Raw genomic sequence first — 25,426 nt, forward strand, 5'->3', positions numbered from 1 at the left:
GAACCGTGATCGAGTGGAACCATGACAGATCAGCCTGCAGCCCCGGAATCCCTGCCCCTGAACGACCTTGAGTCCAAGCTCGCAAAGGCCGGGCAACCCGACGCGAACCCGGTGGACGTCATCCTGGCCTTCCTGAACAACGAGGTCTACATCCTGAGCACCGACTCCTTGGATCAGCCTGACGCGGCCGTGGAGCCACTTGTCCTTGCCAACTCCGAGGGCCAGCCTGTCCTCGCAGTGTTCAGCCACCCGAGCCGGGTGGAATCGCACTTCCTCGAGGCCGCGCCCAACGTCCTTGGCACCCACGGCGCTGCGATTCTGGACAGCATCGGTGACGAGCTGGGCCTCGTGATCAACCCCGGCAGCGAGCACGGCTTCGAGATGGGCCCGGAAGGCATCGCCAACGTCCGACGCGACTTCACCCGCGCCGACGAAGCCGACGACGCCGACGCAGAAGCGGACACCGAGCGCCCCCAGGACTAATTGACCGGCAGCCGGCACGAATCGGCAGTCGTACTTGCTTCACACGCTTCGAATCGGGGAATAATGGCAGAATGCGTCTTGGCGTCCTAGACATCGGTTCCAACACCGTCCATTTGCTTTTGGTGGACGCGCATCCGGGCGCACGCCCGGTCGCGTTTGCCTCCCACAAGCGACCACTTTCGCTGGTTCAGTTCCTGGACGCCGACGGTAACATCAACGACGCCGGGCAACACGAGCTGATCGAATTCGTCCTCGAAGCGTGGGAGTTCGCAGCCCGCCACAAGGCCGAGGATCTCTTGGCTTTTTGTACTTCGGCCATCCGCGAAGCGACCAACGGCGTCGAGGTCCTTGCCCGGGTGAAGCACGAGACCACCGTGACCCTGCAGGAACTGACAGGCAGCGAAGAAGCCTCCATGACGTTCTTCGCGGTTCGACGCTGGTACGGCTGGGGCGCCGGTCCGATCCTGGACCTGGACATCGGCGGCGGCTCCTTCGAAATGGCGTTTGGCCAGGACGAACTGCCCGAGCTCGCGGTCTCAGTGCCGCTTGGCGCGAGCCGTTTGACGAGGGACTGGCTCCACAATGACCCGCCCACGGCCAAGAGCGTCAAAGAGCTGCGTAAGTACATCCGCCACACACTCAAGCCCGTCGTGCGCGAGTTCAAGCAATTGGGCCGGGCCAACCTGGTGGCCGGAACCTCCAAAACCTTCCGTTCGCTTGCACGCATCGCAGGCGCGGCCCCCAGCGGCGCCGGTCCATACGTCAAGCGCGAACTCCACGCCACGGACTTGGGCCTCTGGGCGCAGCGGATCTCGGCCATGACCGTCGAGGACAGGCTGTATCTCCCTGGCGTGTCCGATGCACGGGCGGCGCAAATCCTCGCAGGAGCCCTCGTGGCCGAGGCCGCATTGGAGATGTTCGAGTTTCCCACCATGGAGATCTGCCCTTGGGCCCTGCGCGAGGGATTGATCCTGCGCCGACTCGACCAGCTGATCTTCGATGGCCCGCTGGCCCCGGCCCCGCATGTCGGGCTCGGCGGCGCGGTCCCGGTGCCACGCCTGGGCGCCAACACCGGAACGGCCGCGCCCGCGGCAGTATCTATACCGATCCCCACCGCCGGGAGGCAGGCCAACTAACATGAGTACCGACGTCGAGCACTCCGAAGAAGACACGCCGAGGATCCCGGTGGCGCTATCCAGCGCTTCTGTCTATCCGCTCAGTGTCCACGACGCCTTTGCCGTGGCCCAGGACCTGGGGTACGACGGTGTCGAGGTGATGGTGACCAACAACGCCACCAGCCAGAACCCGGATGCACTCATCCAGCTAAGCCATCGATACGACCAGCAGATCGTCTCCATCCACGCGCCCACCCTGCTGCTGACCCAGCAGGTTTGGGGTCCGGCGTGGAACAAGATCGAGATGTCTTGCCAGATGGCGCGCGAAGTCGGCTGCAACACTGTGGTGGTCCACCCGCCGTTCCGGTGGCAGTCGAACTATGCGGAGAACTTCGCTGCCGGCGTGCGCGAGATCGCGGCGATGTACCAGGTTCATATCGCGGTAGAGAACATGTACCCGTGGCGTGTGCGCGGCCGGGAGGCGCTCGCTTACCTTCCGCACTGGGATCCGATGGGCCAGGATTACGACGACGTCACGTGGGACTTCTCGCACGCCGCCACAGCGGGTGCCAACAGCCTTGAGGCGATCCGGGCGCTCGGGAGCAAGCTCCGCCACGTCCACCTCACGGACGGTTCGGGCTCGGGCAAGGACGAGCACTTGATCCCCGGTTATGGGACCCAGCAGTGCGCCGAGGCACTGCAGTATCTCGCATCGAACGGATTCGAAGGCACCGTGGTTGCCGAGATTTCCACGCGCAAGGCCAAAGCTGCCGGTGAACGCGAGGAGTGGCTCGCCGAGACACTGCGCTTCGCGCGCCAGCATTTGGGGGCGCCGCTCGTGGGAGCCTTCGAGATCTAGGTTCCTTAAACGCGAAAGCACCGGCGGTCGATACGGGAAAATGGGGGGAAACCCGTTCGACCACCGGTGCTTGTGGCGGACATCCCCATGCCCGCCTCATCACTCGCACCCTCAATGAGGTAATTACTAAGTTACGGAGCGATATTGGGTGCAGCCTGCAATAACCTTGGGAACAAGCTGGGAATCCTGGCTCCCCGAGAGTCCTGCAATTGGTTCTGCAGCGGCGCGGCTGAACTGGCATCATGGACCCATGAGCAACCGAATCGCATTCCTTGGCTGTGGGTCCATGAACGAGGCCATTCTGGGTGGTTTGCTTGCCGCCGGAATGGATCCTTCGGACGTCGTCGCCACCGTCCGCCGCGCAGAACGCGCCGCCGAACTGGCTGAGCGCCACCATGTCATGACCATCGCCGGAGCCGAGGAACCAGACAACAACAAGCTGGCTACGAAGGGCGCTTCGGTTGTCATCCTGGGTGTCAAGCCTGTGGGCATCGCTGATCTCGCCCGTGAAATCTCCCCATCGCTGGCCAAGAACACCATTGTGATCAGCGTTGCCGCGGCCGTGTCCATCGCCCAGCTGGAAGCTGCGCTTCCGGCGGGCCAGCCGGTCATCCGCACGATGCCCAATACGCCCGCCAAGCTGGGACGCGGGGTAGTCTCCGTTTCGCCCGGAACCAACTGCACTCCAGCGCAGCTCCAGCAGGCCAAGGACATCCTCGCCGCGGCAGGAACCGTCGTGGAAATCCCCGAGGAACAGGTGGATGCCCTGTCCGCCATCAGCGGCTCGGGCCCTGCGTACGCGTTCTACCTTGCCGAGGCCATGGCGGCCGCCGGCGTCGAACTTGGCCTGGATCCGGAGCTCTCCCTCATGATTTCCCGCGAAACCGTGGCAGGTGCCGGGTTCATGCTTGCCGAGCCGGGAGCGGACCCGACCGCCCTGCGTATCGCCGTGACCAGCCCCAACGGCACCACGGAACGCGCCATCGCGGCGTTCAACGACGGCGGGATACCCGCGATCATCGCCGACGGAGCCCGCGCCGCAGCGGCCCGGGCGGCGGAAATCACGCAGCAGCTCGCTTAGTCCCTCCCGGCGAGGCTACGGCTCCATTCGCACCGCAGCTACGGCCGCGCCGCGAACCGTTCCAGCAGGTCCACGTGCCCGGACACAATCAGCATGTCGCGGCCGGAAACCTTCGTGTCGGGCCGGGCATAGGTGAAGTCTTCGCCCGGGGATTTCACGCCGACAATGGTCACTCCGTATTTGGAACGGACCTTTGACTCGTCCAGCGTGAAGCCCACGGTTTCCTTGGGCGGGTACATTTTCACGATGGCGAAATCGTCGTCGAACTCGATGAAGTCCAGCATGCGCCCGGAGACCAGGTGTGCCGCACGGACGCCGGCGTCGGCCTCGGGGTAGATGACGTGGTTGGCGCCGATGCGGGTGAGGATCTTGCCGTGCGAGGCAGTGATCGCTTTCACCCAGAGGTGTTCGATGCCCAGATCCACGAGGTTCACCGTGATGAGCACCGAGGACTCGATCGACGTTCCCACACCCACCACCGCAGAGCTGAACTCCTGCGCGCCGAGCTGGCGGAGGGCATCGATGTTGGTGGCGTCCGCCTCGACGACGTGGGTCAGCACGGAAGCCCAATTCTGGACGAGCGTGCGGTCCCGCTCGATGGCCAGGACTTCGCGTCCCTGCTTGACGAGCTGCTCGGCGGTGGCAGCACCGAATCGGCCCAAGCCGATCACCAGCACGGGCGCATTGTGCGCCGGCCGGTTGGGGGCGCCTGTTGAATTAGCCAATGATCGGCCTCTCTTCCGGATAATGGAATAGCTGCCTGCGCTGGCGGAGGGCCAGTGCGGAGGCAAGGGTTATGGTGCCGATGCGGCCGGCGAACATGAGGACGGCGAGGACGTAGACGCCCGACGGCGGCAGCTCGGCGCTGAGGTTCGTGCTGAGTCCCACGGTTGCAAAGGCTGAAATGGTTTCGAAGAGTACCCGGTCCAGGCTGGCGCCGCTGATGGCCAACAGCAAGAATGCTGATGCGCATACCAAGGTGGCACCAGCGACGATCACTGAGATGGCTACCCGCATGGTGCCTTCGGGGATCGTGCGGCCGTAGACCTTGACGTCGTCGTCGCCCCGGGCCTCAGCCACGATGGCGAGGAACATGACCGCGATGGTGGTCACCTTGATGCCGCCCGCCGTTGACGCCGAACCGCCGCCGGCGAACATGAGCGCGTCCGACAGCAGCCTCGTGGTCGAATCCATATGGCCCTGGTCGACCAGGTTGAAGCCACCGGAGCGCGTCATGACCGAGGCGAAAATGGAATGCGTGATCTTGTCGCCGACGCTCATGTTGGCGATGGTGTTGGTGTTGTCCCACTCCATCAGGGCCCACAGGACTGCGCCGGCAATGAGGAGGATCAGGGACACCTGGATGGTCAGCTTGGTGTGGAGGCTCCATTTCCTCCAGTTGAGGCCATGCCGCCGGAGCACCAGCATCACCGGGAAGCCGAGGCTCCCGAGGAACACGCCAAGCATGAGCGGCACAAGAATCCACAGGTCCGTTTCGTACGGAACGATTCCGTCGGAATGGGGTGTGAAACCGGCATTGTTGAAGGAAGAGATCGAGTAGAAGATCCCGTGCCAGACGGCCTGCCAGAAGTCCTCGCCGAGCGTCAGGAACCGGGGAATCATTGCGATGGCCAGTATGGCCTCGATGGTCACGGACGTCGAGATGACGATCCGCAACAATGTACCCACTTCGCCCAAGCGCCCGGCGTTGTTCATGGCCTCTTGGGCAATGAGCTTGCCCCTCACTCCCAGCCGTTTGCTGACCATGAGCGCCAGGAGGGATGCGAGTGTCAGGGTTCCCAATCCACCCACGAAGATGCCCACGAGAATCACGAGCTGTCCGAAGAAGGTCCAGTGCGTTGCCGTCGACACAACCGTCAAACCGGTCACACAAACGCTGGAGACAGCGGTGAACAGGGCTTGGTGGATGGGAGTGACCGCACCGTCGGCCGATGCCGCTGGGAGGGACAGCAGCCCGGTGAACAAGAGAATCGCGAAGACGTACGCCGTCAGCGCCAATCGGGCCGGTGAAGAGTTGGCGATGTTGTCGATGAAGTCGCGGATACCCGTGAAAATCCACAGGCCTCCCCGCTCCGGCTGGACGGTTTGCCAGCTGGCCGGGTCTCGGGACCTCGACTGGCTCTGAGTCATGGCAGTGCTGTTCGCTTCTGGTCGATTGATTCTGCTTTCTTGAGTAGTAAACCACTAATCGCCCGCCGTAACGGGGCAGGTGGGTTCCGCCGCTCGGGTAGCCTGTCATTGATGACTTCCTGGGCAGGCCTCCGTCCGTCCGCGCTGCCAACGACGGTGGCGTGGGATCCCGCCATGACCGCATACAATTTCGGTCCCTCGCATCCGATGGCCCCCGAACGGCTTGAGCTGACGGCCAGGCTCGCCGCGGCGCTCGGACTGTTTGATTTGAAACACGTCTCGGTCCAAGCGCCCGAGGTGGCGTCCGACGTCGAACTCCTGGCAGTGCACAGCGCCGAATATGTCGCCGCGGTGCGGCGTGCAAGCGAAGACCCGACGACGCCGGACCCGGAACGCGGGCTCGGCACCGAAGATGATCCGGCTTTTGCCGGGATGCACGAAGCCAGCGCCCGGCTTGCCGGTGGTTCGCTGCTCGGGGCCGAGGCGATCCTGTCCGGGACCGCGGTCCGGGCCGTCAACTTCGGCGGCGGCCTGCATCATGCCTCCCGCGAGCGGGCCAGCGGCTTCTGCATCTATAACGACGCCGCACTCGCCGTGCAGAGGCTGCTCGACGGCGGTGTGCGGCGGGTCGCGTACATCGACGTCGATGCCCACCACGGCGACGGCACCCAGAGCATCTTCTGGAACGACCCCAGGGTACTGACGATTTCCCTGCACGAAAGTGGCCTCTCGTTGTTCCCCGGAACGGGATTCGCCAATGAGATCGGCGGCCAAGACGCCCTGGGCACCGCCGTCAACGTGGCGTTGCCGGCATGGACGGGCGACGCCGGGTGGTTGCGAGCCTTCCATGCCGTGGTGCCGCAACTCGTGCAGGCCTTCGAACCGGAAGTCATCGTGAGCCAGCATGGCTGTGACTCCCATAAACTCGATCCCCTCACGCACCTCAACCTCAGCGTGGACGGGCAACGCGAGGCGGCCACCGCCGTCGCGGGCCTCGCCGCCAGGTTCTGCGAAAACCGTTGGATCGCCACCGGGGGAGGGGGCTACGACATCACGGGAGTGGTACCGCGCACGTGGAGCCATTTGATAGGTATCGTGGCCCAACATCCCGTCCAGCTGACAGCTCCGGTCCCGGAAGCTTTCCGGGACTATGTCCGGGAAAAGTACGGGGAAACGGTTCCGGAACTCATGGGCGACGGAGTCGACACCTGGTGGCGTTCGTGGGAGGTCGGCTATGACCCCGCCGACGCCGTGGACCGCACCATCATCGCCACCCGCAAGGAAATCTTTCCGCTTTACGGGCTGGATCCTTGGTTCGACTGATGATTGTTCGGCTTTCCGGCGCGGGGCTCGGTCAACGCCGGGCGCATGGCTCGATCAGCGCCGGGCGCACAAGCGAAATAGTTGATGCCTTTTGGCGTATATGTCGCTAGGGTGGGAGGCATGGTGACTGACGACGTATTTGCCGTCATTGCTGAGGCGACCCGGCGTGACATTCTGGTTTCCCTCCGCTCTGGGGATAAGGCTGTGGGGGAACTGGTGGAAGAGCTCGCAGCGAGCCAGCCCACCATCTCAAAGCATTTGAAGGTGCTCCGCGAGGCGGATCTCGTCAGCATGCGCGCGCAAGGACAGAAACGCTATTACGCGTTGAACCCGAAGCCGCTCGCCGGCGTTGCCAGCTGGCTGGAGACGTTCGACGTCGGACCCGCCAAGCCAGCGGTCGAAGCCGCCACGCCGGCCCGCAGCCCCCGGCCACGTACGGCAGGCCAGCAGGGCGCAGGTGCTGCGAAGAAGCAGCTCACGCAGCCCGACGGCGAGCCGCTCGTCGCTTCTCCGGCGAGCACCGACGTCGAGCGCTCGCCTGAAACCGTTCCCGCCTCCGGAGCTGTTGCCTCTGTCACGGGTATCGACGACACCATGCCGCAGCAGATCGGCCGCACGGTTGGTCGTGCCGCCACCAAGGCTGCAGACCTCCTGGCGAACCTGCCGAACCTGCCCAACCTGCCGAAGTTCGGGCGGAAGAAGTAAAGGAGCATCGGTCGTTCCAACCGGCGATGAGGATGCACTCCCCGCTCCTGTCCAAAATGGGCCTGCATGAAAAGCCAGCATGCTGTCCCCGAGCTATGGCGTGGAGTCCGCAGATTACTCTTCGGCAGCAAAAGATACGGACTCTACCGGGAAATTGGTCGATGTGCAGCCTGACGGCCCGGCGCTGATCCTGACTGACGGGGGATACTCCGGGTCAGATACGCTCACCCGCCACCGATGAACGCGGGGACATCGTGGTCGCCGCCAACACGATCCTCCATGTCGCAATCCACCCCTCCCGGCTCATATTGCCCATTATTGACCTGAGCTAAGAAGCGCCGGACCCGTCCCCCGGCCGCGCTTTTTGCTTACCTCTGCCCTGAGGGCTGCCTGGTCTTATTCGGTTCGGATGGAGACTGGCGTGCGTCTGATGCGAGCATGGCGGGGTCGTTGCAGATCCGCCGTTCGGCGCAGAAGTTGTAGGGAGTCACATGGATTCGAGGCTGGAAGCAGTCCGGGACACCGTCTTGGCGCGGAACCCGGGCGAGCTGGAATTTCACCAAGCCGTCACCGAGGTCTTTGAAAGCCTTGGCCCGGTGCATGACCGCCACCCGGAATTCCTCGAGGGCGCCGTCCTTGAGCGCCTGTGCGAACCGGAGCGCCAAATCATCTTCCGCGTCCCGTGGACCGACGACGCTGGCCGTGTTCACGTCAACCGCGGTTTCCGCGTCGAGTTCAATTCAGCCTTGGGCCCCTACAAGGGCGGGCTGCGCTTCCACCCCTCGGTCTACTTGGGCATCGTCAAGTTCCTCGGTTTCGAACAGATCTTCAAGAATGCCCTGACAGGCATGCCTATCGGTGGCGGCAAGGGAGGCTCGGACTTCGATCCCCGCGGCCGCTCGGACGCGGAAATCATGCGCTTTTGCCAGTCCTTCATGACCGAGCTATATCGCCACATCGGCGAATACACGGACGTTCCTGCTGGCGACATCGGCGTGGGAGGCCGCGAGATCGGCTTCCTGTTCGGCCAGTACAAGCGCATCACCAACCGCTACGAGTCGGGCGTGCTGACGGGCAAGGGAATGTCGTGGGGCGGCTCCTTGGTCCGTCCGGAAGCCACTGGTTTCGGCACGGTCATCTTTGCCCAGGAGATGCTCAAGACCAAGGGGAGGTCTTTCGATGGCCAACGGGTCGTGGTCTCCGGTTCGGGAAACGTGGCCATCTACGCCATCGCCAAAGCCCAGGCGCTTGGCGCCACCGTGGTGGCCTGTTCCGACTCCGCGGGCTATGTGGTTGACGAGGCCGGCATCAACGTCGCACTGCTCCGCCAGATCAAGGAAGTCGAACGGGGCCGCCTCACTGAATACGCGGAGCGACGCCGGGGCGCCAGCTACGTGGCCGGCGGCTCGGTCTGGGACGTCAACGGCACCGTTGCCCTGCCGTGCGCGACGCAAAACGAGCTCGACGGCGACGCGGCAGCCAAGCTCGTCAGCAACGGTCTGCTGGCAGTCGCCGAAGGCGCCAACATGCCCTCCACTCGTGAAGCCGTTGCGGTTTTCCAGGATGCGGGCATCCTGTTTGCGCCGGGCAAGGCAGCCAACGCCGGTGGTGTGGCGACGTCTGCGTTAGAAATGCAGCAGAACGCCAGCCGCGATTCCTGGTCCTTCGAACACACGGAAGCACGCCTCACGGAAATCATGGTGGGCATCCACGATCGTTGTGCCGAAACCGCGGAGGAATACGGTGCGCCGGGCAACTATGTCCTGGGTGCCAACATCGGCGGCTTCGTGAAGGTCGCCGACGCCATGTTGGCGCAAGGCCTCATCTAGCCCCAACTAGCTCGCAGTAGGTGTCGTTTACAGGGCTGAAAACGACACTTACTGCGAGTCAGTTGGGCAGCCCGACCTAGTGCTCCAGCAGGCGAACGTGGTCCGGGTTGAGTTCCGAAATCCTGGTGACTCCGAGCAAGGCCATCGTGCGGGCCATGTCCTTTTCCAGGATCTGGATGGTGCGGTCTACGCCTGCGCGCCCGCCGGCCATGAGTCCGTAAAGGTAGGCGCGCCCGATCAACGTGAAGTCCGCACCGAGGGCCAGGGCTGCCACGATGTCGGCGCCGCTCATGATGCCCGTGTCCAGGATGATGGCCGCGTCGCTGTTGTCGGCCTTCAGCGCCGCTGAGACCTCCGGAACGAGGTGCAGCGGAATCGGTGCCCGGTCCAGTTGGCGCCCGCCGTGGTTGGAGATCACGACGCCGTCCGCGCCGTGGTCCACCACCTTGCGGGCATCTTCCACCGTCTGGATTCCCTTGACCACGAGCTTGCCCTTCCAGGTTTCGCGCAGCCAGTCGAGGTCGTCGAAGGTCAGGGTGGGATCGAACATGGAGTTGATGAGGTCTGCCACCGTACCCGTGTAGCGGGAGAGCGAGGCGAAGGTGAGCGGTTCATGGGTGAGGAAGTTGAACCACCAAGCGGGCCGGTACGAGGCATCCAGGACGGTTTTCACGGTGAGCGCCGGCGGAATGGTCATGCCGTTGCGGACGTCCCGCAGCCGGGCGCCCGCGACGGCGGTGTCCACCGTGACCATGAGGGTGTCGTTTCCGGCCTTGGCGGCGCGCTCGATCAGTTCCAGGGAACGGTCCCGGTCCGTCCAGAGATATAGCTGGAACCAGTTACGACCATTCGGAGCCGCTGCTGCAACGTCTTCGATGGACGCCGTGCCCATCGTGGACAGCGTGTACGGAATGCCCGCTGCTTCGGCCGCCTGCGAGCCCGCGTATTCACCCTCGGACTGCATCATGCGGGTAAATCCCGTTGGTGCGATGCCGAACGGAAGCCGGGATTCCTTGCCCAGGATCTCGGTGCTGAGGTCGATGCTGGAGACGTCGCGCAGGATCCCCGGCCGGAACTCGATGTCCTGGAAAGCCTGGCGGGCCCGGCGAAGGGTGATCTCCGCCTCCGCTGCACCGTCCGTGTAGTCGAACGGCGCCTGGGGAGTGCGTCGCTTGGCCATATCCCGCAGTTCCCAAATGGTGGATGCGCGGCGCAGCTTCGCCGCGTTGCTGAACTCGGGCTTCTTGAACTTCATGAGCGGCGCCAGGTCCGCGTATTTGGGAACCCGGCGCTTGAGTGCCGCGGGGCGCCCGACGACGGTGGGGACGTTCGTGGGCACCTCAAGGGAAGGGGCGCTGCTCGGCTGGACGGTCTGCGTCATGGTGCTGTCTCCCGTGTGCTTGTGTGGTTAGACCACACTCTATGCCATGTGGTCCAACCACATCAACTACTATTTATCCATGCGAACGCACGAGCTCGTCCTGAGTTGGATCGAAAAGCAATTGTCCGACGGGCATTTGGTGCTTGGCGGACGGCTCCCCGCCGAGCGGGCGCTGGCCGAACAACTGGAGGTCTCGCGGACTTCGGTCCGCGAAGCCATCCGCATCCTGGAGGCCATGGGCTTGGTGCGGGCAGGCGTCGGCTCTGGCAAGGACGCCGGGACGGTGGTCATCGCGGAACCGGCCGCGGCACTTGGCTCCGCGCTCCGCCTCCACGTGGCCACGCAGCATTTGCCCGTCGCCGACATTGTGGAGACCCGGGTCCTGCTCGAATCATGGGCGGTGTCCCGCGCCAAGGCCGACGCCCCCGAACTCAAGGAAGCAGCGAGGCTCCTGGACGAGATGGACGTGAGTGCCGCCGTCGATGATTTCCTCGCGCTGGACGTCGCCTTCCACTTGGCGCTTGCGGAAGCCGCGGGAAATGCCGTGGTGAGCACCATTATGGGCTCGCTGCGTGAAGCGATCGAGGGTTACGCCGCCGCGCTCACGGCGAACCTGCCGGATTGGGATCACACCGCCGATCGCCTGCGGTCCGAGCATCGCGCCATTTTGGAGGCGGTGAACGACGGCGACGGCGGCCGGGCGGCGACGCTCGTTGCCGCGCACATCGAGGGGTACTACCGGGAGGCCGGACTGGGGAAGGCCCCTGCGGAAACTAGGCCTTGACCGGTCCGGTGCTGCCCCTGAGCTCAATCCGCGGCGGGAAGTAGTTCGTGGGTGAAGCGGCGTCGTTGGTCTGGATCTGCTCCCGCATGCGTCGCCACGCAAGGTCTCCGAGGTCGGAGATCGGCACGGCGGCAGTGGTCAGCGGCGGCATGGTGTACCGGGCAAAAGGCATGTCATCGAAGCCCGTGAGTGACAAATCTTCCGGGACGCGGATCCCGCGCTCACTCAGACCGCTTAAGAGGCCCATCGCCGCGACGTCATTGAAGACGAGGATTCCAGTAGCCCCGCATGAGGCGACGGCATCGCTCGACTCGAATCCGGCGTCGAACGTGTTGCCGCCGGGAATGAACTGCAACTCGACGTTCGGGAATTCGGCCGTGAACTTCTCGAGCCCGCGGAGGCGCTGCACGTTGGAGGCGCTGCGGTCCGGTCCCGTCAGATAAGCCAGTTTGCGATGACCCAGCTCCACCAGGTGGGCGGCAAGTTCCTGGATGCCTTGGCCGTAATCCACCACGAGGCTGGGAGTCGGTACCGACTCGGTGGTCCGGTTGATGAGGACGAGCGGATAGAGCGTGGGGGCGAGTTCCTCCAGATCGGCGTCACTCATTCGGGGGGCGCAAAGAACGACGCCGTCGCATCGCCTCCGGGCTTCCCCGGCCAGGATTGCCTCTTCGCTGGAGACTTCGGACGAGTCGGCGATCAACACGCGGTAGCCGTCGCGGGCGGCGGCAATACTCAGCCCGCGAAGAATGGCCTGGAAGGTGGGGTTGGACAAGTCCGGCACCACGATTCCGATGGTGTCCGTTTTTCCCAGGGCCAGGCTCCGCCCCACCGGGTTCGGCTTGTACTTCAGCTCGGACGCGGCCGCGCGCACGCGAGCGGCAATGTCCGCGTCCACGGTGGTATTTCCGTTCATGACGCGGGAAACGGTGGCATGCGAAACGCCGGCCATGGATGCCACATCTGCGATGCCCACCCGCCGGGTGTTCCTTCTGCCTGGCATGGCTTCCTTCCTGGAGCTGCTGCCGCCCTTGCTCCAACGCGGCGGCGACATGTGTTCTGAAATGAAGTTTATAGTGCGTGGGGAAACGGTTTCCCTTGATGTCGTCGCATTTCGATTTGCAGGCATCCGGAACCTGACGCTATGGTTTGGCTATGACTAACCGTTGGTATGCGTATTTTTCGTTGGCTCTGGAGGGGCCCGCGTCTAACTGACACGCATCCAACATTCCTTCAGAGCCAACAGGGCAGAGATCATTCTCTGCCCTTCGCCATTTCCAGGCGGGCTCTGAGTAGGGTCCGCTCCTCTCCGGAACAGGACCCCTTTCATGACCAGCATCGCCGCAGAGCCCACCACACTAAATGCCGACGTCGAGAATGCCGGGGCGCAGTCGACATCGAATCTGCGCGTCAGCCGCTTCGAGCCGCTCCCCACGCCGCAGGAAATCATCGCGGAACTGCCGCTTGACGCGAGGGCCTCCGCCGTCGTCGAGCGCGGACGCGATGGAGTCCGCGCCATCATGGACGGCGTGGACGACCGCCTCCTGGTGATCGTGGGCCCGTGTTCCATCCACGATCCGAAGGCCGGACTGGAATACGCGCGCAGGCTGGTTAGCCAGGCCGAGAAGCACAAGGAAGACCTGCTCATCGTCATGCGGGCGTACTTCGAGAAGCCGCGCACCACGGTGGGCTGGAAGGGCCTCATCAACGATCCCCACTTGGATGGCAGCCACGACATCGCGGCCGGACTCCGTGCGGCGCGTGGATTCCTTCAGCAAGTCACAGCCCTCGGCCTGCCGACCGCCACCGAATTCCTGGAACCTATCAGCCCGCAATACATGGCCGACCTTGTGGCGTGGGGCGCCATCGGTGCGCGCACCACCGAGAGCCAGATCCACCGCCAGCTCGCCTCCGGACTGTCCATGCCGATCGGTTTCAAGAACGGGACCGACGGCGACCTGCAAGTCGCGATCGATGCCTGCGGCGCCTCTGCGGCACCCCAGGCGTTCTTGGGGATCGACGGCGATGGCCGCGCCGCCCTCGTGGCGACCTCGGGAAATCCGGACACGCATGTGATCCTGCGCGGTGGCCGCAAGGGCCCGAACTACGCCGCCGACCACGTCGCTGATGCCTCGGAGAAGCTTTCGGCGAAGGGGCTGAACCCGCGGCTCATCGTTGACGCGAGCCATGCCAACAGCGGCAAGAGCCACCATCGCCAGGCCGAAGTCGCCTTGGAGATCGGCGCGCAGTTGGAAGATGACGTTGCTTCGCCGATCGCCGGCGTCATGCTGGAAAGCTTCCTTGTGGGCGGGGCGCAGAACCTGGATGTGGAGCGGCAGCTGGCTGGCGAACAAGGGTTGGTTTACGGCCAGAGCGTCACCGATGCCTGCATGGAATGGGACGTCACGGTGTCCGTCTTGGGCCAGTTGGCGGCCTCGGCCCGCAAGCGCCGGATGGCCGCCTCCAACTAAGGGAAACCCGATCTTCAGTTGGCCGAAAGACTTTCACTTTGGTACCAGCAGCCTCTAGAGTATCTAGCACATGGTTGTTTGATGGCTCAGCATCGGCACACCAGGTAATGAATGCTGGGGTTCGCCGCTAACCGCTGAGAGCAAAGGAATATGGAGAAATGTCCGCAGAGGCTAACTTCTCGAACGCGCGTTTCATGACAGTGGCTGAAGTCGCCGAAGTCCTCCGGGTTTCCAAAATGACCGTGTACCGCCTGGTCCACTCGGGAGAAATGCCAGCCGTCCGATTTGGACGATCATTCCGTGTCCCCGAAGAAGCCGTGAGCCAATACCTCAAGGGCGCGGTTGTCGACGGACACTCGGAGACAGCTTGAGTCTTGCTTGGTTCCCTAGGGGCCAACGGTCATTGGGTGCCCCCGATAGGCGGTACCCTGTTAAGGAACGTTTTACGTCATTGTAAGAATCTGTCAGTTGTAAAAGTCTGTTGCTCAGTTCAAGGACCTCACCCAGCAGACAGAATCTCAATCTAGTTTGGTAAGGAACTTACGTGGGTTCAGTTATTAAGAAGCGCCGCAAGCGTATGGCCAAGAAGAAGCACCGCAAACTGCTTCGTAAGACCCGCCACCAGCGTCGCAATAAGAAGTAGAGATACTTCCTACAGCGTGAATGCCCGTTGCCTCTCGAGGCGGCGGGCATTTTTGCGTGTACGCCCCCTGTGACGCTCGCTCACGTATGTCGGTTGTATCGGCGGACGCTCGCTCACGTATGTCGGTTGTATCGGCGGACGCTCGCTCACGTATGTCGGGCGTTCGGCGGCTATATGTGAGCGAGGGTTGCTGGGGTTAGCCCCTCGGGCTGCGGAACTTGGAGAAACCCCGCCACAAACCGTAGACGGCGCCTCCGACAGTCGCGGCTTTGAGGCCGAGCGTGGCTGCCCGGCGGCCGGAACGGAAGTCATAAACCGGCCAGTTGTTCTCGCGCGCATGGCGGCGCAGCCCGGCGTCGGGATTGATGCACACCGGGTGGCCCACCAAAGTGAGCAGCGGGATGTCGTTATGTGAATCGCTGTACGCCCAGCACCGCTTGAGGTCCAGGCCTTCTTCGTCCGCTACGCGCTGCACAGCCACGGCTTTGGCTGGACCGTGGAGGATCTCGCCCACGAGCCGGCCCGTGTAGGCGCCATCTTCAACTTCGCCCACGGTACCTAGGGCGCCTGTGAGGCCGAGGCGCGTGGAGATGACGGTGGCGACTTCGATGGGTGTGGCGGTTACGAGCCAGACCTTGCGGCCAACCCGCAGGTGCTGTTCCGCCAGGGCCTTGGTACCAGGCCAGATCCGCGACTCGATCATCTCGTCGTAGACTTCTTCGCCCAGTTCCTTGATGTCGGATACCTTGATCCCCGCCGCGAGGACGAGCGCGGAATCCCGGACGGAATGGACGTCCTCCATCTTTTCGCCCCGTAGCACGAACTTGAATTGCTTCCAGGCGAAGCCCGCGGCTTGGGAAAGGGTGAAGGCCTTGCGTTCGTACATCTTCCGCGCGACGTGGAAGAGGCTGGCGCCCTTCATGAGGGTGTTGTCGACGTCGAAGAATGCGGCCTCGCCGTGCTGCTGCGTTGCGGCCGGCGCGGTGGCCACAACGGCGTTCTTCTCGACGGGCATGCCATGAGTCTAGTCAATCGCCCGGCCTCCTGCCGTTCGCACGGCTGTGCCGACGCTAAAGCGATACCTTTGAACCATGCCAAATCCCGACGTCGTACTCCTCACCAAAGCTGACTGCCACCTCTGCGCCGCGGCGCGTGACGCCGTCGAACGCGTGACCTCAAGCCTTGGGCTCACGTGGACGGAACAATCGATTGACACCGACCCTGTACTGCGCGAGCGCTACGCCGAGGAGATCCCGGTGGTATTCGTGGACGGTATCCAACGGGATTTCTGGAAAATCGATGAGGCACGATTGGTTCGGGTCCTGAAGAAGGCCATCGCAGCCTGAACATGCGTGCAGTGCTTTGTTGGCAATAGAGTGGGAAAACAAAGCGACGCAATGGAGAAGAACGTGACTGCGCTGGAACCGTCCGCCGAAGCTGTATCCGGGGACAAGGACTCTGCCGCGAAGCAGATACCACCCGCGGCTGTGGCCCGGATGACGCTTTACCTGCGCGCTCTGAACTCCCTGCTGGGCGAAGGCGTGGAACGGGTTTCCTCCGAGGCGTTGGCCGAGGCGTCGGGAGTCAGTTCGTCCACGTTGCGCAAGGACCTCTCCTACGTCGGCTCCTATGGAACGCGCGGCGTGGGATACGAGGTCCAGTACCTGAGCCGCCACATCGCGGCGGCGCTCGGCTTGACCCACGACTGGAAAGTGGCCATTGTGGGCGCGGGCAACCTTGGAAAGGCGTTGGCGCGCTACGGCGGATTCGAGTCGCGCGGTTTCGACGTGGTGGCGATCCTTGATGCCGATCCTATGGTCATCGGGAACGAAGTGGGCTGGCTGCGGGTCAGCGACGCCGCCAATCTTGAAACGGTCCTTCAGCGGACCGGCACCAACATGGTTGTGCTGGCCCTCCCGGCCGCGGTGGCGCAGGACGTTTGCGACCGCGTGATCAGCGCGGGTATCCGCAGCATCCTCAGCTTTGCGCCCGTCCTCCTGCAGGTTCCGCCGTACGTGAATCTGCGAAAGGTGGATATGGCCACTGAGCTTCAGATCCTGGCGTATCACGCACAACGGGCGCAGACCCCGGGCCAGGCCATTTAGGCCGAGCCGGGTCTGCGCCCGTTGTTTGTTCTTGGCGGTGGGCCGTGGACCGTACGCCGCGTGGCCTAACGGCCGTACGGCGCCTGGCCGTAGGGGTTCGCGAACGGCTGGGCCTTCCGGAAATACGGCGCCGAGGCCGGCAGGTACAACAGCACGATCGCGGCGACGCCCAGGAGGATGGTGATGGTGCCCATGCCGATCTGGGTCAGGCCGAGCAGGGAAATCGCCGCAAAGACCGTGCCCAGGATCCGGGCCCAGTTCTTGCCCTGGCGGACCTTGAACGCAACCAGTGCGTAGAGTCCGGCAAAAATCACCGAGAAAATAACCAGGACGGTGATCAAAATGCTGATGAAGGTGCTGGTGTCAATGCCAGATGCGTTGCTTCCTTGTGCCGACAACGCCTGATCGAGCATGTTCTTGCCTGCCGGCGAGTTCAGCGTAGCGATGGTGAAGGGAATGCCGATCAAGGTCAGCAAACCAGCGGCAAGTATGAGCCAGAAGGAGATGTTGACCAGCTGGGGGACTCCGGACGTGGCAGCGGGCTGCTGGCTGGGCCAAGCGACGGGGCCGCCCTGCCCGTACTGCGGGACGGAAGGCTGGCCGTACTGCGGCTGCTGAGGTGCCTGCTGCCCGTACTGCGGAGCCTGCTGCCCGTACTGCGGCGCGGACGGCTGGCCGTAAGGTGACGGCTGACCCTGCTGCGGTGTCTGCTGCCCATACTGCGGAGCCTGCTGGCCGTATTGCGGCTGCTGACCCTGCTGGGGTGTCTGCTGGCCGTATTTCGGCTGCTCAGGTGTGGGATTTTCGCCCGGAGTGGACGGTGGGTACGGAGGGGTGCTCATGGCATTCCTTTGCGTGTCGACTGCAGATACGGCTGCCGGGTGCAACGTGCCCTGCCCCCAGCTCGGCTTAATTCCACCGTACCCCGGAGGCACAGTGCTGGTGATGATTCGCGGTAAGAATTCTCGCTGAACAAGGTTCGGCGGATCTCCCGCGAATCGCGCGGGGACAAAGGGAAGGCCGCGGGGTCCTCTCGGGACCTGCCGCGGCCTTCAGCCATATGTGCTGCGTTGTTCCTATACGAAGTGCTTCCGGGACTCCGGAAGCCACATCAAGACCGTAGCCGCGACGGCTACCGCCGATCCGATGAAGTTGAGGTTAAGGGTAACCACCTGGACCAGCAGGGAAATCACCGCAAACGCTCCCAGGATGGTCAGGACAAGCCGTGCCCAGCGGGAGCCCTCCTTGAGGCGAATGGCAATGAAGATGTAGAGGGCAGCGAACACCAGGCTGAAAATCAGGCCCACAATACCCGGGCCCACCATCATCTCTCCGAACAGGCCGCGCATCGTGAAGATGTTGGCGAAGCTGGCAAGAACACCCAAAGCGGCAGCCGCGACCCACAACCAGTAGGAGATGGTCAACTGCTGCGGCACTCCCGTGGTGTCCCGGAAGCGCTGCGCGACGTTGTTGAAGTCGAGTCCAAAGGTGTTCCGCGCTGGCGCAGCGTAGCCGAGCCCTGCCGGCGGTGCGCTATTCGGGCCCGTTGGCATGCCATAGGCGGGTTGGCCGGGCTGCTGGTATCCGGGGCCGGGCTGCGGGTAGGAGGGAGGCGCTTGGTAAGAAGGAGGTGCTTGGTATCCCTGCGGAGGCTGGTAACCCGCAGGAGGGACATTGCCGGGCTGCGGTGGCTGGGCTCCGGGCTGCTGAGGCTGAGGAGCTTCGTTTGGGTTACTCATGGCATCACTTTAGACCTGAGGTTTAAGGATTCATAGGAAATTCTTGGCTAATTCGCCGCTAAGTATCGGCTTTTCCCCGAACAATAGGCGGGTGACACCGCAAGCAACGAAATGGCGCCTCCGGTGCTGCACAGGGGATCGTGTGCAGCACCGAAGACGCCATTCAGTCCGGAAACCCGGTGGATTAGGAGTCCGGTGGATTAGGCGGCGGGTGCGATGAAAGCCAGTTCCAGGTTGATGACAACCTTGTCGCTGACCAACACACCGCCGGCCTCGAGCACTGCGTTCCAGGTCAGGCCGAACTCCTTGCGGCTGATGGTCGTCTCACCCGAGACGCCTGCGCGGGTGTTGCCGAACGGGTCAACGGCCACGCCGTTGAACTCAGTCTCGATGGTGACCTCTTTGGAGACGCCCTTGATGGTCAGATCGCCCACGAGGTCGAAGCTGTCGCCGTTGGCCTTGACGTGGCGGGAGACAAACGTGATTTCCGGGAACTTCTCCACGTCGAAGAAGTCCTCGCCCTTGACGTGGCCGTCGCGGTTGGCGTCGCCCGAGTCGAAACTGGCGGTCTGGATGGTTGCGGCGACCTTGGAGTCGGTCAGCCCATTGCCGAGTTCAAGGGTGGCCTCGGCTTCGGTGAACTGGCCGCGGACCTTGCTGATGCCTGCGTGGCGGACGGTGAAGCCGATCTCGCTGTGGGAGTTGTCGAGGGTCCAGACGCCGGTGGTGACGTTTGCGGGAAGAGTCATGGGGTTCTCCTTGGGAAGGTGTGGTCGTAGCTTCACTGGGCGTTCGGTCGTACTTAGTTGAAGTGTCAACCGAACCTTGTGTCAAGTATAAACATGCAAATGCATCTTTTATTCCACCTTCAGGGAACATTCTGAAGAAACTTTCAGTTCTACGAAACGTAGAAGATTTCAGATCGCCCGCCTTCTTTGAGAAACTGGTAAACATGCCCCAAGCAACTGTCCATCTGCTCCGCCATGGCGAGGTCTACAATCCCGACGGCATTCTGTACGGCAGACTGCCCGAATTCCACCTCTCCGAACGCGGCCGCGAGATGGCCAAGATGCTCGCGGACCACTTCGCTGCCCGCGTCGCGCAGGGGGCGAACATCGTCCACCTGGTCTCTTCGCCGTTGACCCGTGCCCAGGAAACCGCCCTTCCCACTTCCCAGGCATTGGACCTCCAGATCCACACCGACCCCCGGATTATCGAGGCCGAGAACCACTTCGAAGGGCTCAAGGCCGGCGTCTCCGAATTCATCAAGCCCAAGCACTGGTTCGAGTACCGCAATCCGCTGCGTCCGTCCTGGGGCGAGTCTTACCAGGACCAGGTCACCCGCATGCGTGCCGCCGTCGAGGATGCCCGGCTCAAAGCGATCGAACTCGGCGGCGATGGGGCCGAAGCCATCCTCGTCAGCCACCAGCTCCCCATCTACGCCACGCGCCTCAGCGCGGAGGGCCGACCCCTGTGGCACGATCCGCGCAAACGCGAGTGCACGCTGACGTCACTGACGTCCCTGGTGTTCGACGACGGCAAGGTTGCGCGGGTGGACTACAGCGAACCCGCGGCCGTGCTGCTGCCCGGTGCCGCGAAGACCCCCGGAGCATGACAATGGACCGCAACACCACCAGCCGCAAGACCAGCGGCCAGAAGATCAACGCAGCCCTGACTTCGCGCCGCAGCTTCCTTGCTGTCGGGGGAGTGGCACTCTCTGCATTGACCATGGGCCTATCCGCCTGTGCCCAGGAAGACGCCCTGGCCCAGCAAGCCAAAGCGGGCGACAACAAGAACTACGTCGCCGGGGACGGCTCGGTGACCGAATTCGCCAAAGCGGACCGTAAGGCCGCCGTCGGGATCAAAGGCACGTTGTTCGACGGAACTGCCGTGAACCCGCAGGACCTGCTTGGCAAGGTAACCGTCCTCAACTTCTGGTTCGCCGCGTGTGCGCCGTGCCGGGTTGAAGCGCCGATCCTTGAAGAACTGCACCAGGAGTTCAAGAGCAAAGGTGTCCAGTTCTACGGTGTGAATCTCCGGGACGAGAAGGCCACGGCCGACGCGTTCGACCAGACGTTCAAGCTCACGTACCCCAGCTTCAACGACAAAGACGGCGCCGTACTGCTGTCCGTCTCTGGCATTGTGCCTCCGGGAGCGGTGCCCACCACGCTGGTCCTGGACAAAGAAGGCAAGGTTGCCGCCCGAGTCCTGGGCGAGATCGAGAAGAGCACCCTCAAGGCACTCATCACCACCGCGGTTGCCGAGTAGGTGGCCAGGACAGCGTGAATAGCCCTTTCGCCGAGACCATCCTGAGCGGTTCCTTGCTGCTGGCCATCCCTGTGGCTTTGCTGGCCGGACTCGTTTCCTTCCTGTCGCCGTGCGTCCTGCCCTTGGTACCGGGCTACCTTGGCTACGTGACCGGGCTGAGCGGCGTCGACCTCCAGAAACAAAAGCGCGGGCGCATGCTCGCGGGAATCGGCCTGTTCGTCCTCGGATTCTCGGCGATTTTTGTCCTGCTCGGTGGCGCCTTCGGCCAATTGGGGACCCTCATCACCGGCCCGCAGAACGCATGGATCACGCAATTGCTCGGCGTGCTGGTGGTCATCATGGGCGTCGTGTTCCTGGGCGGCTTCGGGTGGTTGCAGCGTGACGCCAAAATCCATGCCAAGCCGCCTGCCGGGCTGTGGGGTGCGCCGTTGTTGGGCATCACGTTCGGACTCGGCTGGGCGCCCTGTATTGGTCCCACCTATTCCGCCGTCCAGTTGCTGAGCCTTTCCGGGGGATCGTCCGCGGCGAAGGGGGCTCTCCTGGCGTTTGTCTATAGTCTTGGCCTTGGCATTCCCTTCCTGTTGATAGCCCTCGCAGTCCGCCGGGGGATGGGTGTGATGTCCTTTTTCCGCAAGCACCGCCTCGCCATCCAGCGGATGGGCGGGGGCATCCTGATCCTCCTGGGACTCCTGATGGCCACTGGAGTGTGGAGTGCCTGGGTAACCGGGCTGCAGTACTGGTTCCAAACCGATGTGAAGTTGCCGATCTGATGAGCGAGCCCGTGCAAGGTAAAAAGAAGTCCAACAAGTCCACCAGCGAATCCGCGAAAGCTGGCAAGGAAGCTGGCAAGGCCATTGATAAGGCCAAAGCTGAGGCGGCACTGCCGACCCTGGGGATCATAGGGATGCTGCGCTGGGCCTGGACCCAGCTGACCAGCATGCGTACAGCGCTGTTCCTTCTGCTGCTCCTGGCCGTCGCGGCCGTTCCCGGCTCGTTGTTCCCGCAGCGCCCGGCGAACCCTTCGATCGTGACGCAGTACATCAGCGACCACCCGGACTACGGCAAGCTCCTGGACTCCGTACAGCTCTACGACGTGTACTCCTCGGCCTGGTTCTCGGCGATCTACATTCTTCTGTTCATCTCCCTGATCGGCTGTGTCACGCCACGGGCCATCGCCCACTACAAGGCAATGCGCTCCCAGCCGCCGCGGACCCCGAAGCGTCTCTCCCGCCTCCCGGAGTACGGCACGCTCGTGCTGCCCGCCGACGCCGGGATCCCGGCGTCGAAGGCTATTTCGGACGCCGCTGCGGTGCTGAAGAAGCGCGGCTACCGCGTGGAGGTGCGCGACGTCGACGCCGCCATGCCTTCCTTGGGTGCCGAGCGCGGCTTCCTCAAGGAAGTGGGAAACCTCGTGTTCCACGCTTCGCTGATCGGAGTGCTGGTTTCTGTGGCGGTCGGCGGGCTGTTCGGCTACAGCGGCCAGCGCATCCTGGTGGAAGGCGATACGTTCGTGAACACCTTGGTGGGCTACGACCAATTCAGCCCCGGCACCAACTTCCAGAGCAGCTGGCTGCAGCCGTACTCCATCCAGCTGAACAAGTTCGACGTCAAATTCGACCGTGAATCGTCGGCGCACTTCGGCCAGCCCATCGACTTCACGGCGGACGTCACCACCAAGGACACCCCGGACGCGCCCGCCAAGAAACAGGTCCTCAAGGTCAACGATCCCGTGTCGCTTGGCGATACCAGCATTTACCTGACGGGCAACGGCTACGCTCCTGTGGTCACTGTCCGGGACGGCGCCGGCAACGTAGCCATGCAGGGGCCTGTCGTGGCCAAGCTGCAGGGTGACAACTACTACTCGTCGGTGGTCATCAAGGTTCCCGATGCCAAGCCCGATCAGCTCGGCTTCGCGGGGTTCTTCCTGCCCACGGCCATGGTGACGGACAAGGGTGTCGCCTACAGCGGCGATCCCGAACTCTTCAACCCGCAGTTGAACCTCAACTCGTACTACGGCGACCTTGGCCTGAACAAGGGCGCCCCGCAGAACGTCTTCGAGCTCGACGTAGCCAAGCTGACCCCGCTCAATGGCCGCGGCATGGCCGAGAAGGCCATCGCGCTCGCCCCGGGAGGCACCTACACGCTTCCTAACGGCAAGGGCAGCATCACTTTCGACGGCGTCAAGAAGTACGTTGGCGTCGACATCCACCACAATCCGGGCCAGGCTACTGCGCTCGTGTTCGCCTTGCTGGCGGTCGCCGGACTGATTCTTTCCCTCTACCTGAACCGCCGCCGCGTCTGGGTCCGGACCGGAACCCACGACGACGGGCGCACAATGGTGGAGTACGGTCTCCTTGCCCGCGGCGAGGACCACAGGCTGGCCGGCGAAGCTGCCGCGATCCGCGAACTGCTGCAACGAGAATGGCTGCTCACCACGGAGCAGTCCACCGACACCGTTTCTTCCTCAACCTCGAAGGACCAGTAATGTTCCCCATCAACGAAACCATGGGCCAATACAGCGAGCTTTTCATGCTGCTCGCGGCCGGCACCTACACGGTGGCGTTCATCGCTTTCGCGTGGGACCTCGCCAAGAGCAGCAAAATGCTGAAGGCAGTGGACCTGAAGGCAGCCTCTTCCGTGGCAGCCGAGGTTAAGGTTCCGGTCGCCGCCGGGCGTGCCGGTGGAAACGACGTCGGCGGACCTGCCGGCCGTACTGAGCGCCCGACGTCGGCCGTCACCTCCGTCAACCAGACCGCCGGCGGTGACATGAAGTACGCCGCCGAGCGCCGCATTCCCGCCCGCGTGGCGGTGGCGGTCGCGATCATCGGCGTGGCAATCCATGGTGCCGGAGTGATCACCCGCGCGATCGGCGCAGGCCGCGTGCCGTGGGGCAACATGTACGAGTTCCTGACCACCGGCGCTTTCCTGGTGGTTGCGGTCTTCCTGCTCTCGCTCATCCGCCGTGACCTTCGCTTCCTGGGTACCTTCGTGCTGGGCCTTGCCGTGATCATGATGGTGGCCGCGTCCGTGACGTACTGGACGCCGGTAGGCCACTTGGTTCCGGCACTCCAAAGCTACTGGCTGGTCATCCACGTCTCCATCGCGGTGATGTCGGCTTCCCTGTTCACCCTGACGTTCGCCATGTCAGCCCTCCAGTTGCTGCAATCGCACCGGCAGAAGACCTTGGCGGCCGGCGGCGTGGACAAACTGGGCTTCATGCGGCTCGTACCGAACGCGTTGAGCCTGGAAAACCTGTCCTACCGCATCAACACCGTGGGATTCGTGGGCTGGACCTTCACCCTCATGTTCGGCGCCATCTGGGCAGAGAAAGCCTGGGGCCGCTTCTGGGGCTGGGACACCAAGGAAGTCTGGACCTTCGTGATCTGGGTGGTCTACGCCGGCTACCTGCACGCACGCGCCACCCGAGGCTGGACGGGAACCCGCGCGGCCTGGTTGTCGATTGCGGGCTACCTGTGCGTGATCTTCAACTTCACGGTGGTCAACGTATTCTTCAACGGCCTGCACTCTTACTCGGGTCTCTCGCAGTAGGGCTGCTCTTCCGAAGGGCGCCGTGCCGTCCTGACCCTTTTTGAATTGACGACGACGGCGACACTCCGCACTTGCGGGCGTGTCGCCGTCGTTCGCGTTTCAAAAGAGGTCAGGAAGGGAGCCCACTCGTGCCGCGGGTTCTGTCAGCTGTTGACGTCGCCGCTGTCGTCGGCCTTGGATTCGCCCTTGAGCTTGCGTTCCTTGGCTTCGAGCTCGGCCTTGAGCTTCTTTAGCCGTTCGGCTTCGGCCTGGTTGCGGCGGCGGACCTCCAGGTTGCGGAGAAAGTCGGGGTCGTCGTCGGGGGCAGTGGGGTGGCTCGCGGGCTGCGGGGTGGGCCGGATGTTGTAGGGGCGGCCGATGAGGAACCAGAGAACCGCGCCGAGAACGGGCAGCAGGATCATCACCACGATCCATGCGGTTTTGGAAATTCCCCGGGTAGAGCGGCGGTCGGTGCGAATGACGTCCACCAGCCCATAGACGAACACGAGCAGGACGGCGACAACTGCAACAACGCGGAGCATACCGTCAAGTCTAGTCGCCGCCGGGTCCAACGATAGCTGTGCGATCAGGGTGCAATCAGGCTGTGAGGCTAAACTTGATCCGTGGCTTTCCTCAAATACTCCCTGATCCGTCTGGCGCTCTTCGTACCGCTCTTCGTCCTCTTCGCGCTCCTGCAGACGGGTTTGTTGCTCGCGGCGGTTTTCGCGGGCCTTATCGCGTTCGCCATCAGCTACCTGTTTTTCAAGAAGCAGCGCGATGCCGCCACTGCCGCCATGCGGGAACGTTTCTCCGGGAAGGCCAAGCCCATCCGCTCCGCCTTGGAGATTGAAGACGCCTCGATCGAGGACCGGCTGGTCGATGAAAACCCCGCGGTAAAGGTCGAGAACGACCGCCGCCCCAAAGAAGCCTAGAAGCTCATTTGTGAGCGAGGGTTCGGGAA

The 25,426-nt window shown here is 63.4% G+C and carries 28 protein-coding genes; 19 read left to right on the plus strand and 9 right to left on the minus strand.

What is annotated here, in order from left to right; genetic code table 11:
- Positions 1 to 21: 21 nt before the first annotated feature.
- The 4 genes from ACFVTG_RS03450 to proC all read left to right on the plus strand — a co-directional run bounded on the left by ACFVTG_RS03450 (position 22) and on the right by proC (position 3,538).
- Complete coding sequence (locus tag ACFVTG_RS03450; protein WP_390277996.1) at positions 22 to 483, plus strand: SseB family protein; 462 nt, start codon at positions 22 to 24, stop codon at positions 481 to 483.
- Positions 484 to 554: 71 nt separating this feature from the next.
- Entirely contained in the window at positions 555 to 1,619 is a 1,065-nt protein-coding gene (locus tag ACFVTG_RS03455) for a Ppx/GppA phosphatase family protein (RefSeq protein ID WP_284754078.1), read from the plus strand.
- Position 1,620: 1 nt separating this feature from the next.
- Positions 1,621 to 2,457, plus strand: coding sequence for a sugar phosphate isomerase/epimerase (locus ACFVTG_RS03460; RefSeq protein WP_059389509.1), 837 nt, complete (start codon positions 1,621 to 1,623; stop codon positions 2,455 to 2,457).
- Positions 2,458 to 2,707: 250 nt separating this feature from the next.
- The gene (gene proC, locus ACFVTG_RS03465) at positions 2,708 to 3,538 is read left to right on the plus strand and encodes a pyrroline-5-carboxylate reductase (RefSeq protein WP_284754076.1); all 831 of its coding nucleotides are present in this window, start codon (positions 2,708 to 2,710) and stop codon (positions 3,536 to 3,538) included.
- A gap of 38 nt (positions 3,539 to 3,576) precedes the next feature.
- Here the strand turns inward: proC and ACFVTG_RS03470 are convergent, their stop codons facing one another.
- Together ACFVTG_RS03470 and ACFVTG_RS03475 are read right to left on the minus strand one after the other, a co-directional pair.
- Entirely contained in the window at positions 3,577 to 4,215 is a 639-nt protein-coding gene (locus ACFVTG_RS03470) for a TrkA family potassium uptake protein (protein WP_171983496.1), read from the minus strand.
- Positions 4,216 to 4,255: 40 nt separating this feature from the next.
- Positions 4,256 to 5,689: a TrkH family potassium uptake protein gene (locus ACFVTG_RS03475; RefSeq protein ID WP_390277999.1), complete on the minus strand. Its 1,434-nt coding sequence runs from the start codon at positions 5,687 to 5,689 to the stop codon at positions 4,256 to 4,258.
- A 111-nt stretch (positions 5,690 to 5,800) separates the two neighbouring features.
- Here ACFVTG_RS03475 and ACFVTG_RS03480 point away from each other — a divergent pair, with 111 nt between their 5' ends.
- The 3 genes from ACFVTG_RS03480 to gdhA all read left to right on the plus strand — a co-directional run bounded on the left by ACFVTG_RS03480 (position 5,801) and on the right by gdhA (position 9,546).
- Positions 5,801 to 7,012: an acetoin utilization protein AcuC gene (locus ACFVTG_RS03480; RefSeq protein WP_390278002.1), complete on the plus strand. Its 1,212-nt coding sequence runs from the start codon at positions 5,801 to 5,803 to the stop codon at positions 7,010 to 7,012.
- A 120-nt stretch (positions 7,013 to 7,132) separates the two neighbouring features.
- The gene (locus ACFVTG_RS03485; protein WP_390278004.1) at positions 7,133 to 7,717 is read left to right on the plus strand and encodes an ArsR/SmtB family transcription factor; all 585 of its coding nucleotides are present in this window, start codon (positions 7,133 to 7,135) and stop codon (positions 7,715 to 7,717) included.
- 491 nt (positions 7,718 to 8,208) lie between these two features.
- A complete protein-coding gene (gdhA, locus tag ACFVTG_RS03490; RefSeq protein ID WP_390278006.1) occupies positions 8,209 to 9,546 on the plus strand; it encodes an NADP-specific glutamate dehydrogenase in 1,338 nt (445 codons plus the stop codon).
- A 76-nt stretch (positions 9,547 to 9,622) separates the two neighbouring features.
- Here gdhA and ACFVTG_RS03495 read toward each other — a convergent pair whose 3' ends face one another.
- Entirely contained in the window at positions 9,623 to 10,927 is a 1,305-nt protein-coding gene (locus ACFVTG_RS03495) for an alpha-hydroxy-acid oxidizing protein (protein WP_390278008.1), read from the minus strand.
- Positions 10,928 to 11,006: 79 nt separating this feature from the next.
- On the opposite strand from ACFVTG_RS03495, the gene ACFVTG_RS03500 reads away from it, so the two are divergent.
- Positions 11,007 to 11,711 carry a FadR/GntR family transcriptional regulator gene (locus ACFVTG_RS03500; RefSeq protein ID WP_390278011.1) on the plus strand — a complete coding sequence of 235 codons (705 nt, stop codon included), beginning with the start codon at positions 11,007 to 11,009 and terminating at the stop codon, positions 11,709 to 11,711.
- On the opposite strand, the gene ACFVTG_RS03505 is transcribed toward ACFVTG_RS03500, so the two are convergent.
- Positions 11,701 to 12,714 carry a LacI family DNA-binding transcriptional regulator gene (locus tag ACFVTG_RS03505; RefSeq protein ID WP_284754067.1) on the minus strand — a complete coding sequence of 338 codons (1,014 nt, stop codon included), beginning with the start codon at positions 12,712 to 12,714 and terminating at the stop codon, positions 11,701 to 11,703. The genes ACFVTG_RS03500 and ACFVTG_RS03505 overlap by 11 nt on opposite strands.
- A gap of 325 nt (positions 12,715 to 13,039) precedes the next feature.
- Between ACFVTG_RS03505 and ACFVTG_RS03510 the strand changes: the two genes are divergently transcribed.
- The 3 genes from ACFVTG_RS03510 to ACFVTG_RS03520 all read left to right on the plus strand — a co-directional run bounded on the left by ACFVTG_RS03510 (position 13,040) and on the right by ACFVTG_RS03520 (position 14,825).
- Positions 13,040 to 14,182, plus strand: coding sequence for a 3-deoxy-7-phosphoheptulonate synthase (locus tag ACFVTG_RS03510; RefSeq protein ID WP_284754065.1), 1,143 nt, complete (start codon positions 13,040 to 13,042; stop codon positions 14,180 to 14,182).
- A 158-nt stretch (positions 14,183 to 14,340) separates the two neighbouring features.
- Positions 14,341 to 14,553 (plus strand): helix-turn-helix domain-containing protein, encoded by a 213-nt coding sequence (locus ACFVTG_RS03515; RefSeq protein ID WP_184738709.1) that lies wholly within the window; start codon positions 14,341 to 14,343, stop codon positions 14,551 to 14,553.
- Positions 14,554 to 14,726: 173 nt separating this feature from the next.
- Positions 14,727 to 14,825 carry a 30S ribosomal protein bS22 gene (locus tag ACFVTG_RS03520; RefSeq protein ID WP_003792170.1) on the plus strand — a complete coding sequence of 33 codons (99 nt, stop codon included), beginning with the start codon at positions 14,727 to 14,729 and terminating at the stop codon, positions 14,823 to 14,825.
- 196 nt (positions 14,826 to 15,021) lie between these two features.
- Here the strand turns inward: ACFVTG_RS03520 and ACFVTG_RS03525 are convergent, their stop codons facing one another.
- Positions 15,022 to 15,840 carry an HAD-IB family hydrolase gene (locus ACFVTG_RS03525; protein WP_284753818.1) on the minus strand — a complete coding sequence of 273 codons (819 nt, stop codon included), beginning with the start codon at positions 15,838 to 15,840 and terminating at the stop codon, positions 15,022 to 15,024.
- Between the two features lie 76 nt (positions 15,841 to 15,916).
- On the opposite strand from ACFVTG_RS03525, the gene ACFVTG_RS03530 reads away from it, so the two are divergent.
- Both ACFVTG_RS03530 and ACFVTG_RS03535 read left to right on the plus strand, forming a co-directional pair.
- Positions 15,917 to 16,171 carry a glutaredoxin family protein gene (locus tag ACFVTG_RS03530; RefSeq protein WP_234748772.1) on the plus strand — a complete coding sequence of 85 codons (255 nt, stop codon included), beginning with the start codon at positions 15,917 to 15,919 and terminating at the stop codon, positions 16,169 to 16,171.
- Between the two features lie 51 nt (positions 16,172 to 16,222).
- The gene (locus ACFVTG_RS03535; RefSeq protein ID WP_390278014.1) at positions 16,223 to 16,930 is read left to right on the plus strand and encodes a redox-sensing transcriptional repressor Rex; all 708 of its coding nucleotides are present in this window, start codon (positions 16,223 to 16,225) and stop codon (positions 16,928 to 16,930) included.
- Positions 16,931 to 16,995: 65 nt separating this feature from the next.
- Here the strand turns inward: ACFVTG_RS03535 and ACFVTG_RS03540 are convergent, their stop codons facing one another.
- The 3 genes from ACFVTG_RS03540 to ACFVTG_RS03550 form a co-directional block, all read right to left on the minus strand.
- Positions 16,996 to 17,772: a hypothetical protein gene (locus ACFVTG_RS03540; protein WP_390278016.1), complete on the minus strand. Its 777-nt coding sequence runs from the start codon at positions 17,770 to 17,772 to the stop codon at positions 16,996 to 16,998.
- A 234-nt stretch (positions 17,773 to 18,006) separates the two neighbouring features.
- The gene (locus tag ACFVTG_RS03545; RefSeq protein ID WP_390278018.1) at positions 18,007 to 18,669 is read right to left on the minus strand and encodes a hypothetical protein; all 663 of its coding nucleotides are present in this window, start codon (positions 18,667 to 18,669) and stop codon (positions 18,007 to 18,009) included.
- A 200-nt stretch (positions 18,670 to 18,869) separates the two neighbouring features.
- Positions 18,870 to 19,418, minus strand: a complete 549-nt coding sequence (locus tag ACFVTG_RS03550) for a YceI family protein (RefSeq protein WP_284753812.1) — start codon at positions 19,416 to 19,418, stop codon at positions 18,870 to 18,872.
- A 203-nt stretch (positions 19,419 to 19,621) separates the two neighbouring features.
- On the opposite strand from ACFVTG_RS03550, the gene ACFVTG_RS03555 reads away from it, so the two are divergent.
- The 5 genes from ACFVTG_RS03555 to ccsB are packed head-to-tail and all read left to right on the plus strand — an operon-like array spanning position 19,622 to position 24,486.
- A complete protein-coding gene (locus ACFVTG_RS03555) occupies positions 19,622 to 20,284 on the plus strand; it encodes a histidine phosphatase family protein (protein ID WP_284753810.1) in 663 nt (220 codons plus the stop codon).
- A gap of 2 nt (positions 20,285 to 20,286) precedes the next feature.
- Entirely contained in the window at positions 20,287 to 20,937 is a 651-nt protein-coding gene (locus tag ACFVTG_RS03560) for a TlpA family protein disulfide reductase (protein WP_390278020.1), read from the plus strand.
- A 14-nt stretch (positions 20,938 to 20,951) separates the two neighbouring features.
- A complete protein-coding gene (locus ACFVTG_RS03565) occupies positions 20,952 to 21,707 on the plus strand; it encodes a cytochrome c biogenesis protein CcdA (RefSeq protein ID WP_284753809.1) in 756 nt (251 codons plus the stop codon).
- Positions 21,707 to 23,422 (plus strand): cytochrome c biogenesis protein ResB, encoded by a 1,716-nt coding sequence (locus tag ACFVTG_RS03570; RefSeq protein WP_390278022.1) that lies wholly within the window; start codon positions 21,707 to 21,709, stop codon positions 23,420 to 23,422. The genes ACFVTG_RS03565 and ACFVTG_RS03570 overlap by 1 nt, the downstream gene beginning before the upstream one ends.
- Positions 23,422 to 24,486 (plus strand): c-type cytochrome biogenesis protein CcsB, encoded by a 1,065-nt coding sequence (gene ccsB, locus ACFVTG_RS03575; protein ID WP_390278024.1) that lies wholly within the window; start codon positions 23,422 to 23,424, stop codon positions 24,484 to 24,486. Before ACFVTG_RS03570 ends, ccsB begins: the two co-directional genes overlap by 1 nt.
- 143 nt (positions 24,487 to 24,629) lie before the next feature.
- Here the strand turns inward: ccsB and ACFVTG_RS03580 are convergent, their stop codons facing one another.
- A complete protein-coding gene (locus ACFVTG_RS03580; RefSeq protein ID WP_284983379.1) occupies positions 24,630 to 25,007 on the minus strand; it encodes a PLD nuclease N-terminal domain-containing protein in 378 nt (125 codons plus the stop codon).
- An 81-nt stretch (positions 25,008 to 25,088) separates the two neighbouring features.
- Here ACFVTG_RS03580 and ACFVTG_RS03585 point away from each other — a divergent pair, with 81 nt between their 5' ends.
- Positions 25,089 to 25,397 (plus strand): DUF4229 domain-containing protein, encoded by a 309-nt coding sequence (locus ACFVTG_RS03585; RefSeq protein ID WP_390278027.1) that lies wholly within the window; start codon positions 25,089 to 25,091, stop codon positions 25,395 to 25,397.
- Positions 25,398 to 25,426: the final 29 nt, after the last annotated feature.

It is taken from the genome of Arthrobacter sp. NPDC058127 (assembly GCF_042884555.1).
Lineage (GTDB): Bacteria > Actinomycetota > Actinomycetes > Actinomycetales > Micrococcaceae > Arthrobacter.

Excerpts from the sequence above, each read along its gene's own strand:
- ACFVTG_RS03530 (WP_234748772.1), top strand. The coding sequence starts at position 15,917 with ATGCCAAATCCCGACGTCGTACTCCTCACCAAAGCTGACTGCCACCTC.
- ACFVTG_RS03450 (WP_390277996.1), top strand. The coding sequence starts at position 22 with ATGACAGATCAGCCTGCAGCCCCGGAATCCCTGCCCCTGAACGACCTT.
- ACFVTG_RS03455 (WP_284754078.1), top strand. The coding sequence starts at position 555 with ATGCGTCTTGGCGTCCTAGACATCGGTTCCAACACCGTCCATTTGCTT.
- ACFVTG_RS03570 (WP_390278022.1), top strand. The coding sequence starts at position 21,707 with ATGAGCGAGCCCGTGCAAGGTAAAAAGAAGTCCAACAAGTCCACCAGC.
- ACFVTG_RS03525 (WP_284753818.1), bottom strand. The coding sequence starts at position 15,840 with ATGCCCGTCGAGAAGAACGCCGTTGTGGCCACCGCGCCGGCCGCAACG.
- ACFVTG_RS03505 (WP_284754067.1), bottom strand. The coding sequence starts at position 12,714 with ATGCCAGGCAGAAGGAACACCCGGCGGGTGGGCATCGCAGATGTGGCA.
- ACFVTG_RS03480 (WP_390278002.1), top strand. The coding sequence starts at position 5,801 with ATGACTTCCTGGGCAGGCCTCCGTCCGTCCGCGCTGCCAACGACGGTG.
- ACFVTG_RS03580 (WP_284983379.1), bottom strand. The coding sequence starts at position 25,007 with ATGCTCCGCGTTGTTGCAGTTGTCGCCGTCCTGCTCGTGTTCGTCTAT.
- ACFVTG_RS03560 (WP_390278020.1), top strand. The coding sequence starts at position 20,287 with ATGGACCGCAACACCACCAGCCGCAAGACCAGCGGCCAGAAGATCAAC.
- ACFVTG_RS03475 (WP_390277999.1), bottom strand. The coding sequence starts at position 5,689 with ATGACTCAGAGCCAGTCGAGGTCCCGAGACCCGGCCAGCTGGCAAACC.
- ACFVTG_RS03515 (WP_184738709.1), top strand. The coding sequence starts at position 14,341 with ATGTCCGCAGAGGCTAACTTCTCGAACGCGCGTTTCATGACAGTGGCT.
- ACFVTG_RS03535 (WP_390278014.1), top strand. The coding sequence starts at position 16,223 with ATGGAGAAGAACGTGACTGCGCTGGAACCGTCCGCCGAAGCTGTATCC.
- ACFVTG_RS03550 (WP_284753812.1), bottom strand. The coding sequence starts at position 19,418 with ATGACTCTTCCCGCAAACGTCACCACCGGCGTCTGGACCCTCGACAAC.
- ccsB (WP_390278024.1), top strand. The coding sequence starts at position 23,422 with ATGTTCCCCATCAACGAAACCATGGGCCAATACAGCGAGCTTTTCATG.
- ACFVTG_RS03495 (WP_390278008.1), bottom strand. The coding sequence starts at position 10,927 with ATGACGCAGACCGTCCAGCCGAGCAGCGCCCCTTCCCTTGAGGTGCCC.
- proC (WP_284754076.1), top strand. The coding sequence starts at position 2,708 with ATGAGCAACCGAATCGCATTCCTTGGCTGTGGGTCCATGAACGAGGCC.
- ACFVTG_RS03510 (WP_284754065.1), top strand. The coding sequence starts at position 13,040 with ATGACCAGCATCGCCGCAGAGCCCACCACACTAAATGCCGACGTCGAG.
- ACFVTG_RS03555 (WP_284753810.1), top strand. The coding sequence starts at position 19,622 with ATGCCCCAAGCAACTGTCCATCTGCTCCGCCATGGCGAGGTCTACAAT.
- ACFVTG_RS03460 (WP_059389509.1), top strand. The coding sequence starts at position 1,621 with ATGAGTACCGACGTCGAGCACTCCGAAGAAGACACGCCGAGGATCCCG.
- gdhA (WP_390278006.1), top strand. The coding sequence starts at position 8,209 with ATGGATTCGAGGCTGGAAGCAGTCCGGGACACCGTCTTGGCGCGGAAC.
- ACFVTG_RS03545 (WP_390278018.1), bottom strand. The coding sequence starts at position 18,669 with ATGAGTAACCCAAACGAAGCTCCTCAGCCTCAGCAGCCCGGAGCCCAG.
- ACFVTG_RS03485 (WP_390278004.1), top strand. The coding sequence starts at position 7,133 with ATGGTGACTGACGACGTATTTGCCGTCATTGCTGAGGCGACCCGGCGT.
- ACFVTG_RS03540 (WP_390278016.1), bottom strand. The coding sequence starts at position 17,772 with ATGAGCACCCCTCCGTACCCACCGTCCACTCCGGGCGAAAATCCCACA.
- ACFVTG_RS03500 (WP_390278011.1), top strand. The coding sequence starts at position 11,007 with ATGCGAACGCACGAGCTCGTCCTGAGTTGGATCGAAAAGCAATTGTCC.